The sequence below is a fragment of the Pseudomonas typographi genome (assembly GCF_014694385.1).
GTDB classification, from domain to species: Bacteria; Pseudomonadota; Gammaproteobacteria; order Pseudomonadales; family Pseudomonadaceae; genus Aquipseudomonas; species Aquipseudomonas typographi.
Genome location: NZ_JAAOCA010000015.1, coordinates 55312 through 66633, shown reverse-complemented (window position 1 = coordinate 66633; position 11322 = coordinate 55312). Strand labels below are relative to the sequence as shown.

At 62.3% G+C, this 11322-nt stretch carries 10 protein-coding genes; all 10 read right to left on the bottom strand.

The genetic code is table 11. The features are described 5' to 3' along the window. Positions 1-4: 4 nt before the first annotated feature. Positions 5-967: a BMP family protein gene (locus tag HAQ05_RS13355; protein ID WP_190421345.1), complete on the bottom strand. Its 963-nt coding sequence runs from the start codon at positions 965-967 to the stop codon at positions 5-7. A 56-nt stretch (positions 968-1023) separates the two neighbouring features. Beyond that, complete coding sequence (locus HAQ05_RS13350; RefSeq protein WP_190421343.1) at positions 1024-1419, bottom strand: RidA family protein; 396 nt, start codon at positions 1417-1419, stop codon at positions 1024-1026. Then, a complete protein-coding gene (locus HAQ05_RS13345) occupies positions 1419-2537 on the bottom strand; it encodes an LLM class flavin-dependent oxidoreductase (RefSeq protein WP_190421341.1) in 1119 nt (372 codons plus the stop codon). Before HAQ05_RS13345 ends, HAQ05_RS13350 begins: the two co-directional genes overlap by 1 nt. Positions 2538-2539: 2 nt before the next feature. Beyond that, positions 2540-3373 (bottom strand): pyrimidine utilization protein D, encoded by an 834-nt coding sequence (gene rutD, locus HAQ05_RS13340; protein ID WP_190421339.1) that lies wholly within the window; start codon positions 3371-3373, stop codon positions 2540-2542. Between the two features lie 129 nt (positions 3374-3502). Next, positions 3503-4405, bottom strand: a complete 903-nt coding sequence (locus HAQ05_RS13335) for a LysR family transcriptional regulator (RefSeq protein ID WP_190421337.1) — start codon at positions 4403-4405, stop codon at positions 3503-3505. Positions 4406-4820: 415 nt separating this feature from the next. After that, positions 4821-6185 carry a c-type cytochrome gene (locus HAQ05_RS13330; protein WP_190421335.1) on the bottom strand — a complete coding sequence of 455 codons (1365 nt, stop codon included), beginning with the start codon at positions 6183-6185 and terminating at the stop codon, positions 4821-4823. 11 nt (positions 6186-6196) lie between these two features. After that, a complete protein-coding gene (locus tag HAQ05_RS13325; RefSeq protein WP_190421333.1) occupies positions 6197-7966 on the bottom strand; it encodes a GMC family oxidoreductase in 1770 nt (589 codons plus the stop codon). 36 nt (positions 7967-8002) lie between these two features. Then, a complete protein-coding gene (locus HAQ05_RS13320) occupies positions 8003-8644 on the bottom strand; it encodes a gluconate 2-dehydrogenase subunit 3 family protein (protein ID WP_338050218.1) in 642 nt (213 codons plus the stop codon). Between the two features lie 740 nt (positions 8645-9384). Next, on the bottom strand, positions 9385-10533 hold the full coding sequence (locus HAQ05_RS13315) for a leucine-rich repeat domain-containing protein (RefSeq protein ID WP_190421329.1): 1149 nt from the start codon (positions 10531-10533) through the stop codon (positions 9385-9387). A gap of 422 nt (positions 10534-10955) precedes the next feature. Next, complete coding sequence (locus HAQ05_RS13310; RefSeq protein WP_190421327.1) at positions 10956-11255, bottom strand: hypothetical protein; 300 nt, start codon at positions 11253-11255, stop codon at positions 10956-10958. Positions 11256-11322: the final 67 nt, after the last annotated feature.

The window sequence follows — 11322 nt, the reverse complement described above, 5'->3', positions numbered from 1 at the left end:
ATCATTACTCTTCGACGTTGATCTTGCCGGCCTTCAGGTCGTCCATCACCTTCACCACCTTGGCTTGCACGCTTGGGTCAACATGGGCAAAGGGCATGTTCAGCGACCAGCCGCTGGACGCGAGGTTCTCGGTAACGAGGCGGTTGCCGAGTTTGCCCGCCGCGTAGTCTTTGCCGATGTCGGCGTAGGATTTGTTGAAGTTCATCACTGTGGAGGTCACCACCGAGTTGGGGTAGGTTTCCGCCTGGTCGGCATAAGAGCCGATGGTCAGCACCCCTTCTTCATCCGCCGCCTGCTGAATGCCGGCATCGGCGGTGTCGGCCGAGGGAATCACGAAATCCGCACCGCGCGCGATCACCCCCGTGGCGATCTCCTTGGCCCGGGCGACATCGACGAATGAGCCCACATAGGCGGTATCGACCTGCACCTTGGGGTTGACGTAGGCCGCGCCCTTTTTGATGAATTGCATGGTGCGTTCGGAGGAGGGGATGGACTCGCCGCCAATCACCGCGATATGGCCCGATTTGCTCGCCGCCGCGGCCAGTGCGCCTAGCACGAAACCGTACTCATCCCAGTCCACCGACCAGGCCGAATAGTTCGGCAGGTTGCCCGTTGAGCCCTCGTAGGAATAGAGCACGAATTGGGTATTGGGGAACGCCGGTGCCACTTCCTTGATCGCCGCCGAGTAGCCCGACGAGTGCGCGATGATCAGCTTGACCCCGTCTGAGGCCAATTGGCGCAGTGCGGCGGGCGCCGATTCGTAGGAGGTATTCTCCAGGTAACTGGGCTTCATGCCCTGTTGCTCGGCCATCGCCTTGAAGCCTGCGTAGCCTGCCGTATCCCAGGTGCCCTGGGTAACGGTCTGGGTGAACAGCGCGGCCACGCGCGGCGCGTCCGCTGCATGGGCGAACGAAGCACAGTTGATGGCCGCAGCCGCCGTAATAGCCAGCATCGTGTGAGTTTTCATGGTCCAGACTCCTGGTCGCACTGCGACGAAAGGCAGAGGGGGCTTCAGTGATGCAGTCAGTTCAGTGGCAGGATCAATGTCACGTCGATTTCGGCCAGAAGCTCCGGGTCGGCAAGCCCCGCCACCACGATAAAGGTGCTGGCAGGCAATGGATGGCCGGCGAAAAAGGCCGCGCGGGCGCGGTGCAATGCTGGGATCGCCTCCCGCGACAGCGCATAGGTGGTCAGCTTCACCACGGCTTGCGGGCCCACGCCGAGGTCGGCCAAGGCCAGGCCGATGTTTTCCCAGATCTTCAGTGCCTGGGCATCGATATCGCCTTTGCCCACCACCTGGCCTTCGACGTCCCAGGCCACCTGGCCGGTGAGGAATACCGGCTGGCCAGCGCGGACGATGGCGTGGTTGTAATAGCTCTGGCGCTTAAGGCCCGCGGGGTTGAATGGTCCGGATATCATCAGCTCGCCGCCTTTTGCTGCGCGCGTGCATGGGTGTGCACGCCGTTCATTTCGAGCACCTCTAGTACCTCGGTGCCCACCGTTCGCAGGTCGTCGATGAAATCCGGCACGATCACCGTGACGCCGTCAAGCTGCGCCCCTTTGACGATTTCGGCGAGCTTGTTGCCGATGGTTTCCGGCGAGCCCACCAGCGCCGCGCGGGTCATCGAGTTGCGCTGCTCGCCTTGGGAGACGAAGCGCTGGGCCATGGTGTTTTGCTTGAAGCTCTTGTCGCCGGAGTACTCACGCGTTTGGTTGTCGAGCGCGATGGTGTCGACGCCGGCGTCATACAAGGCAACCCGCTCACGGGCCTCGGCATCGGTGGCGCCCGGAACGATGGTGAACAGGCCGTAGGTCTTGAAGCCGGGCTTGCCTTCCTGCGCGGCCAGTTGCTTGGCGCGCAGGCCGGTCTTGATGAAGTCATCGTGGTCGGAGCCGAGCATGAAGCTGCCTGTGCAGTTACGGATGGTGAACAGGAAGCCCCGGTCCGAGGCACCCGCGCAGATGATCGGCGGGGGGCTCGCGGGTTTGGGGTTCGACATGCAGTCGGTCAGTTCGTAATGCTTGCCTTTGTGGTCCACGCGGTCCTCGGCCCACAGGCGCTTGAGCACGGTGAGCCATTCCTCGGCTATTTCGTAGCGCTCGGTGTGGTCCAGGTCCATCCACAGGCCCATCTGCCCCTGGTCGGTGGGGTTGGAGCCCGACACGATATTCAGGCCGAAGCGCCCTTTGGAGATTTGATCGAGCACGGCTGACATCTTGGCCACCACGGCGGGGTGGAAGACCATGGTGTGAACGGTACCCCAAACGCCGATGCGGCGGGTGGCTTCTGCCAGCCCGGCCATGGTCGTGAGGCTTTCCAGGGTCACGTCCCAATGCTTTGACGGGCCACCGTAACCCCGCCATTTGGCCATCGACAGGGCGAAATCGAAGCCCAGGTTTTCCGCCAGCAGGGTGACTTGCTTGTTGTAGTCGTAGGTGGCCGGCAGTTGAGGGCTGGTGGTGGAGGTGATCCAGCCGCCATTGCCTACGGGCAGGAAAACACCCAACTCCACGGTTCTGTGGTCGTTGCCAAGCATGCTCAACTCCTTGCTTCAATAACGGGCAGGTCGGTGTGTGCGAGGCCGATTCTGGAAAGAAAGGCGAGCACGATACGGTTGAAAGTGTCTGTTTCGGTTTCCGAGAAGCTGTGGCCGCCTTGGGCGACTACCTGCAACTGGGCACCGGGGATACCCTCGGCCAGCAGCCGCGACTGGTAGGGCGGGGTAAGGATGTCGTCCTGGGCGCACACCACCCACACGGGAACCTGGATCTTCGCCAACTGCGCACTGGCGTCATGGGCCATGATCGCGTCGATCCGATGCAGCACCGTCTCCCGTGCCGGGAAGTTCGCTACGGAAGCCAGCAACGCCGGCGATAACCTTTCGGCATGGGTACGCACGTGCTCCGGCGGGTACAGAAACAACGCGCTGCCGTGCACGTACTCTTCCAACGAGGTGCCTTCGAGCAGGGCACGGCGCATGCGGAAACACCAATTGAAGTGCGCATCGGACTTCGCCCAGCTCGCATACAACAGCATGCCGGCCAGCAGGTGCGGCGCGCGGGCGGCCAGGCATTGGCCGATGGCGCCGCCGGTGGAGTGGCCGATCAGTACCGGGCGGTCCAGGTGCAACGCCGCAATCAGCGCTTGCAGGTCATCGGCGAGCATCTCGATGCTGTAGGGCCCGGCCGGGTGTTCGGACTTGCCAGCACCACGCTGGTCATAGGTGACCACGGTGAAATCATTCGAAAATGCCTCGACCTGCGGTGCCCAGTAGGCCCCTGTGCCCCCCAACCCAGAGGCGAAAATAAGCGCCGGCCCACTGCCATGGATCTCGTAATGAGTCCGGATTCCATTGGTGACGATGCTCGGCATCTCTTGTCCTCTATTCGGGTTCGGGCTGAACGCCAAATGGCGGCATTCACGGATGCCTTTATTGCACAGCGCGACGGCCCGGCCGTAACAGGGATTGCTGCATGGCGTGTTGCCCAAATTAGAACGCCCTCACACCGTTGCGCCGACAGGAAAGCGGCCCTTGAGGAACTTCAAGAAGGCATTGCTGGCATAGCTGGGCACCCGTTCCTGGTGCACGCAAACCGCCGAACGCACGTTTTTGAACGACTCCAGTTCGATGGGGACTGCCTTCAACAGCCCGGCTTCAATTTCGCGGCGCGCTGCAATCTCCGGGCCGATGGTGACGCAGGTGCCCAGCACCGCCGAGGCGCGCAGAATCTCCAGGTTGTTAGCCTCCACGACGATGCGCGGCTTCAAGAGCTTGGACTCCGCTGTGCGGTCGAAAAGCTGACGCAAGCCGAAACTTTGGCGGGGCAGGGCCAAGGGCTTTTTGCACAATTGCTGCAGGCTCACGCTGGGCTCGTTGGCCAGTTCATCGTGCTTGGCCACCAAGCACATTACGGGCTCTTTGCGCTCGGCCACCACTTCGATTTCAAAGCGCAATTCGGGGTTGTAGATGATGCCGATATCGGTTTCATCGCGGATCAACGCTTCGACGATCAAGTCGCTGGAGCAAGTGGTAATACGGAAATCGATGCGCGGGTGCAGCGCAAGAAAGGCGGCTATTGTCTCGGGCAGGAAGTTCGACAGCACACCTTCCATGGCGTGGACTTTCACCTCGCCCTGGTCTAGCGAGCGAAAGGCGGCGATCCCCTCTTGAACACGTTCCAGGTTCCTGAACAGCGTGCGCGTATAGCGCTCTAGCATGACACCGGCGGCCGTGAGCTCGACGCCGTGTTTCGAGCGCTCCAGCAAGGGCGCACCGAACTGATGCTCCAGCAGGGAAATCTGCCGGCTGACCGCCGACGGGGTGACGTGCAGCCGGTCCGCGGCGCGGCGGATGGCCTTGGATCTTGCGACCTCGTTGAAATAGCGAAAAGCGGTGAAGTTCAAGGTTGCCTCCCGAACGGCGTTGGGGTGCTGATGCAGTGCCTGTTGCGATTTGGGCAACAGGTAGGGTGTAGCGGGCCACTTGCCGTGATCTGGATCCGGCAGTGCGGTGGTTTAGCTGAGGGTGAATGGGGCGGCGCGCTGATGATGCCTAGGTGCCGATGCGGCAGTTGCCGTGCACAATCTGTGCCTGGGGGTACGGGGCGGGCCCGCGTCAGCTTGCAGCGGTTGCGCTGAAAAGGGGCATGGCCGGAGGCAGCCACTGAAGGTTGGGTTTGGACACATCAGGCGCAAGCTGAGTTTCGGCAGGGGGTCGCCGACCCAGGCGCGCCGCAAAAGGGGCCGGTGGTAGCGGCTTAGCCGCACGGCGCCCGTTCACGGCGCGGGCGCCCCTGGCTGGGCGCCCGCGCCGTAGGGGTTATTGCGCGTTGTTGGCCCCCAACGCCACTTCGCCAACCCGTTGCTTGTTAAGCGCGGCCCGGGCGTCGCGCACCTGATCGGCCGACACCGCCGGGGCGTTGTTCGACCAGCCATTGCGGACGAAGGTGGCCAGTTCCGCGACCTCGCTATCGCTCATCCGCCCGGCGAAGCCTGGCATCGGCAGCACTGAAGGCGACTGCGCGGTCGACGGCGTTTGCGCACCGGCGAGGATCAGGTGAATCAGCCCGGCCGGTTTCTCGGCATTGACCACAGAGGCGCCATCCAGCCGTGGGAACACCCGGGGGGCGCCTTGGCCAGTGACGAAGTGGCAGGCGCCGCAGTTGTCCAGGTACAGGCGTTGGCCAAGGTTCAGGTCGGTGGCGGCGGTCAGTTGTTTGGCCGTGGCGTCGCTGCGCTCGGCCTGGTACTGATACACCGGCGGCCTGTCCGCAGGTAACGATTGCAGGTAAGCGGCGATGGCGTGTAGGTCTTGGTCGGTCATGTGCGATGTGCTGTTGGCAACCACGTCCTTCATTTCACCGCCCACGGCTGCCGTGCTGTTACGGCCGCTGGCCAGGTACGCCACCAATTCATCCTCGCTCCAGTGCTTCGCCCCACGCAAGGCCGGTACCGCCCAGCCGTTGAGCTCCGCGCCGGTCAAGTAGGCCGGGGTGGTTTCGTCCAGGCCACGCTCTTGCATGGTCAGCGCCCGAGGCGTGTGGCACGAGCCGCAATGGCCCAGGCCCTGCACCAGGTAGGCGCCGCGCTCGATACGTGCATCGGTGCTGGCCTGGCGGGTAGCCTCGGTGTTTTCAGGCGCGGGGGCGAACAGGGTTCGCCAGTACGCCAGTGGCCAGCGGATCGACAGCGGCCAAGGGATATCGTTGGCCTTGTTGGCCTGCTGCACCGGCGCCACGGCCTTGGTGAAGTAGGCGTACAGCGCCTCGGTGTCGGCATTGCTGACCTTGGCGTACGAAGGGAATGGCATCGCCGGGTACAGCGCGCTGCCATCGTGGCCAATGCCCCGGCGTACGGCGCGCTCGAACTCGCCATAGGTCCAGCCGCCAATGCCGGTGCTGGCATCCGGGGTGATGTTGGTGGAGTAGATGGTGCCGATCGGCGATTTGATGCCCAGGCCGCCGGCAAAGGGCTTGCCGCCCAGGCCGGTGTGGCAGGCCACGCAGTCGCCGGCGCGGGCCAGGTACTCGCCCTGCTGGATCAACTCGGGGGTAATGGCTTGTGACATCTGCGCCGAGGCGTCGCCGCTGCGATTGAGCACATAGCTCACCGCCCAGGCCGCCAAGGCCAGGATCACAACGATTGCCAGCACGATCAGCCAGGGGGAACGGCGGGTGTTTGTCATGGCGTCGTTCCTCATACGCTCACCAGTGGGCCGGGGTTCTTCAGGTACTGGTCCTTGATAGCCTGGGCAGCCCACAGGGTCAGCGAGCCGATCATCGAGGTGGGGTTGGCCTGGAAGTTCTGCGGGAAGGCGTTGCCACCGGGCACGAACACGTTGTGTACGTCCCAACTTTGCAGGTAACGGTTCAGCGCGCTGGTTTTCGGCGAGTCGCCCATCACCGCGCCGCCCACGTTGTGGGTAGACACGTACTTGGTGATGTCCCAGTGCGCGTCCAGCCCCAGGTAGCCTTCGCTATAGCTGTCTGGGCCCAGTTCCTGGGTGATGTTGAGCACGATCTTGCGCAGGTATTGCTGCAGCTTCAGTTCGTTCTGCTTCCAGTCGAAGGTGATGCGCAGCAGCGGCAGCCCCCATGGGTCTTTGTAGGTCGGGTCGAGGTCAAGGTAGTGGCCGCGGTAGGACATGCAACTGGTGGTGATGCCGATCTTCATCGAATGGCCGTACCAGTCCACCATGCCGTCTTTCCAACCCTGGCCCCAGCCCGCCGTGCCGGCCGGCAGCGAGGTGCTGATGGGCGTGCCGGTGGATTGGGAACTGTGGATCTTGGCGCCGCCAATGATCCCCAGCGCCGGGCCGTCGAAATTGCCCGGCGACACGTCGTTGAACATCTGCCCGGTCGCGCCAGCGGTGGCGAACGGGTTGAAGTTCTTATCCTTGAAGAACAGCGTGGTGGCGCCGTTGCTGAGGAATGCATAGTTGCGGCCCACGGTGCCCGTGCCGCTGACCGGGTCATAGGCCGGGCCGATTTTCGACAGCAGCATCAACCGCACGTTGACGAACTGGAACGCCGCCAGCACCACGATCTTCGCCGGCTGGAACACTTCGTTGCCCTGGGCGTCGGCGTAGGTGACCCCGCGCGCCGTCTTGCCATCCGGGTGCAGGTCTACCCGCAGCACGTTGGCATGGGTGCGGTAAGAGAAGTTCTCCATGCGCTTGAGCGAATCCAGCACCGCGGTTTGCGGCGAAGCCTTGGAGAAGTTCAGGCAGGGGTACTTGCTGCAGTAGCCGCAGTAGTTGCACGGCGCGATCTGATTACCGTAGGGGTTGGTCCACGCACGCGACACGTTGGCCGAAGGGTTGGGGAACGGGTGGTAACCCAGCTTGCGCGCGGCCTCGGCGAACATGCTGGTATTGAGCGTGTCTTCCAGCGCCGGCAGCGGGAAGGGGCTGGAGCGCGGCCCCTCGAACGGGTCGCCGCCTTCGAGGATGCGGCCCTGCAGGTTGCCGGTGTTGCCAGAGAGGCCACAGATCTTGTCGAACCTGTCCATGTAAGGCTCGATCTCTTCCCAGGTGAAGGGGAAGTCTTGCACCTGCATGCCCTCGCCCAGTTGCCCTGGTTTGTAGGCCTGGTCGGCGTAGGTTTTTAGCTTGATGTCGGTGGGCGTGGGGCGAATCAATACCCCCGTCCAGTGCAGGCCCGAGCCGCCGACGCCGGTGCCGGGTACGAACGCGCCCCACTGGCGGGTAGGTAGCGCGGTATCGTTGAGGTTGTGGCGAACGGTCAGGGCGCCGTCCCTGGGGGTGACCATGATCTTGTTACGCACGCCATAGGCGTATTCGTCGGCCGGTTTCGGGTAGGCGGAATCCGCTTTGTTGCGGTCCTCGCCGCGCTCCAGCGCACGAACCTTCAAGCCTGCTTGGGCGAGTTCGATGCTCATCAGCGAGCCGGCCCAGCCCAGGCCGACGACCACAACGTCGACCTCGTCATTGGTAATGTTTGCCATAAATCTCTCGATAAGTTGAGTCGCAGTAAGCGCGGGTTAGCCGCGTTCGCCGCTGAGGCTGACCGGGCCCAAGGGGTATTTGACGTTGTGCTGGGCGACCCACTCCAGGTAGCTGGCACGCGCACCGGGAAAGCCGATGGCGATCCAGGCCTTCATACCCTTGTTGCCGCCGTAGATGGGGTCGGCTAGGTAGCCTTGCTTGACCAGCGCGAGCAGTTCGCCAAAGAAGAACTTCGAGCCCACGACCTCTTCGCCAAACGCGGTGAAATCCACCTTGCCGGCTTGCAGGTTTTTCAGGGCGTCGGTTTTGGCGGCGGCGTCCAGCGCGGCGAAGTTGGCGCCGTGGGCCTGCTGGCACCAGGCCTGGGCGGCCTTGATGCCGTTGCGATGCACCTGCTGGGGGCGATACGGCAACTGATAGCCCAGGGTGGCGGGCGCCTTGAGGTCGAACGGGCCTTCCAGGTAGATTTCGCTGCCCAGGTCGCCGGCCAATTGTTGGTCGACGAATACCGGCACATTGGTGTCTAGCGCGCCGGGGCCGCGGCCACCGCCCGGTATCAGGCAGTCGCATGCCGCCATGATAAAGGCCCATTCGGCCGCATCGAAAAACACCGGTTTATAGGTTTCGAGGCTCGGTGCCACCATATCCGCCGCGATGGCGGCGCTCAGGCCTTTCACCGAAACGCCCATTGCAGGTAGGGCGATCAAAGAAGAGAGCAAAAACTTTCGTCGGGACGTTTGCGAGGCTAACAACATATTGGGCTCACCTAAGCTGCTTGCAGAACCGGACGACGCAAGATAACGGCCGAGCGCTCTCTAGACGGTGTGCAAGCCCCTTCGGAAAACCAGCCGCCAGCCTGCCCGACCCGCCATGTCACAGGCGAACGTAAGGCGCGGATAGGCCGCATAGGCAGGGAAGGGGTGGCAGGCCTGGGCGGCTGCTCTACTTATGATTGATCACATCGGCGCGGCGGGCTAACACCAGCACGACAGAAAGAGCGCGATACTTGGGTATCGTCTGGCTCATCACGGAGCAGTCATCATACTACCGTTCGTCAAGAATGGCATCGTGAAATTTTTATGGGTGTCAAGCGTGACCGAAAGCCGCAGCGCTTATCTGCTACGGGTGCCGAACTGAAAGGCTAAAAGCGACAGACCAGGCCCTTGTGCATGGTTGCAAACCATCTTGTACGATGACCGAGTGCGTCTCCCAAATCAGCTAATGTGGTGTTTCAGACGTTCATATGAGCGCTGGCGGGTAAGGCTGCTGTGGGGCGAGGCGTTGCGACGAGCCCGACCCAAGCTAAGGCAAGAAGCAGCAATGCGGCCCGGTAGCGCAAGCACCGCTAAAATCGTGCAGCCAAGCGAAGAGGTGCCACATTAGGTTGGCAGTGCCCGGCGACGCGTTGTGAACCCGTTCAGCCCATATCCAGCAGTATCCCCTTGAGATCGGCGGCGGCCCGTAAAACTGCCCGGCTGGGCCCGTCCAACAGATTGTCGCGCAGGTTAAGGGATTCCAGCTTGCCGTGAGATCGATTGATGGCGTCTGCCAGTGCGGTGGCACCCGCCGGGGTTATCTCATTGGCGCTCAAGTTGAGTTTGACCAACGGGCAATGCCCGCTGGCCAATGCCCGCGCGAGGGCACTGGCCCCCTGATCGTTCACGCCGCCCGCAACCAGGTTGAGTATGGCCAGGCGGCAATCCGGATGTTCCAGCATCGAGGCAATCGCCCGGGTGCCCTGTTCGGCGATGCGGTTGGTGGGGCCTAACCCGTGGTTCAGATACAACGCAGAATGGCGACCAATATTTTTTTCCATCGCGGCGGTGATCGCCTGCAGGTCTTCATCGGCCAGGTCGCGAAAGCTGGAAAGGTCCAAAATCGATTTGTCTTCGCCCTGATCGAGCACGTTACGCACAATACTCGCAGCCTGAGCGCTCATGTCGTTCCACTCGTGCTGCAGCTGCGTCGCCCCATGCACCGGGGGTAACGCGTCCAGTTGGGCCTGTGAGAATGGGTTCCAACGCAAATCGATGCTGGCCAACTTAGGCTGGGGCGAGGCGAACAGTGCATTCAACTGCGCCAGGTGGCTGTCGTCGAGCGCTTGGTCGGTCAGGTCTACCGAGACTTTCATCGACGCCGGGCCTCGCTCGGCTATGAGCGGAACGTAAGCAGCGTTGTGCGGGGCAAACCCTTTCAAATGCAGATGGTGCGACGGCGGCGTTTTGAGCAGGGCCTGGAATACGACTTGCTGTTGCTCCTCGGCCAGCATGCTGAATGGCACCTCAATGTGCTTACGCTGGTTCAGCAGATGGCTGACGCTGGTGCGGAACCGGTCGATATCGCCACCTGACCGGCGCGCCAGCCGAGCAATGGCATTGCGGCTCATTGTCAGGCCAACCGAGGGGCGGTCTTGTTCGGCGGTGAATGCGCACTGGGCCCACCCCTTATTGCCCAGGGCCAGGCGGGCTAGCGCTTTGGCTGCCATGGTTTCTGCATGCTGGCGCGAGCACGCCTGCCGTTGAGCGTCAGACAACGTATCCGCAGCAACCTGCTGAACGATTTTCAAACGCAGTTCTGCTGGCAGCTTATGCTCGGTGGCGGTCGGGGCAGGCTCCTCAAATTGCGACCTGCCCAAGTTCATCAAAGAGTTAAAATGCGCGGTGAATCCAACCATATGCCTTCTACCTGTTCACTGCCGAAGAACACCGCCTGGCTATCCGATGGGGCGTGTACAGCCGAAGCCGCACGACCAGCTGCTCCCTCAGAACGCTCAAGCTGCCGTGGTGTGTGGCGGTTTCAGCGAAGTGAGTTCCGCATTTGGGCGCTGTTTTAGAAGTGGGTTAGGTGGGGCCCTAGTGGTTGCCGCTGGGGGCAGAGGATGTAGAGGGTGGCTCCGGCGCCCTGCCATCTGCTGCCCGACAGTGAACACCCCGGGGGGTGTTCGATCTATTTTGTGCACGCTGGGCCTCTGGCCGGAGTGGTTTCCTATCAGGCGCCGGGTTCTCCCAGCAAGGTATTGAACGGGTAAATTTCGCTGGGGTGGAAGGCGATCCGCCGGCCCACCACGGTGACTACCTTGCCGTCGCTGTGGATGCGCAAGCGTTTGCCGCTACGAAACACCAGGGTATGCAGCGTTTCGTCGTTCTCTTGGCAAATACTGTGCTCGGCCAGCTCCAGTAGGTTCAACAGGCCTATCTGTGCGCTGGGGGTGTTGATGGACAAGCAGCTCTCGACCACCGCATCCCCGAGGGTACTTGGCACCGTCGGGAAAAGATTATGTTTGGGCATGGGTTTTTTCACCTTATTGGAAAAGGTGGATTAAACGCCGTCGGCATAAGAGCTGGATGCAGGATAA

Bases quoted from the DNA above. Each gene is read 5' to 3' on its own strand.
- HAQ05_RS13355 (WP_190421345.1), bottom strand. From the start codon at position 967: ATGAAAACTCACACGATGCTGGCTATTACGGCGGCTGCGGCCATCAAC.
- HAQ05_RS13350 (WP_190421343.1), bottom strand. From the start codon at position 1,419: ATGATATCCGGACCATTCAACCCCGCGGGCCTTAAGCGCCAGAGCTAT.
- HAQ05_RS13345 (WP_190421341.1), bottom strand. From the start codon at position 2,537: ATGCTTGGCAACGACCACAGAACCGTGGAGTTGGGTGTTTTCCTGCCC.
- rutD (WP_190421339.1), bottom strand. From the start codon at position 3,373: ATGCCGAGCATCGTCACCAATGGAATCCGGACTCATTACGAGATCCAT.
- HAQ05_RS13330 (WP_190421335.1), bottom strand. From the start codon at position 6,185: ATGACAAACACCCGCCGTTCCCCCTGGCTGATCGTGCTGGCAATCGTT.
- HAQ05_RS13325 (WP_190421333.1), bottom strand. From the start codon at position 7,966: ATGGCAAACATTACCAATGACGAGGTCGACGTTGTGGTCGTCGGCCTG.
- HAQ05_RS13310 (WP_190421327.1), bottom strand. From the start codon at position 11,255: ATGCCCAAACATAATCTTTTCCCGACGGTGCCAAGTACCCTCGGGGAT.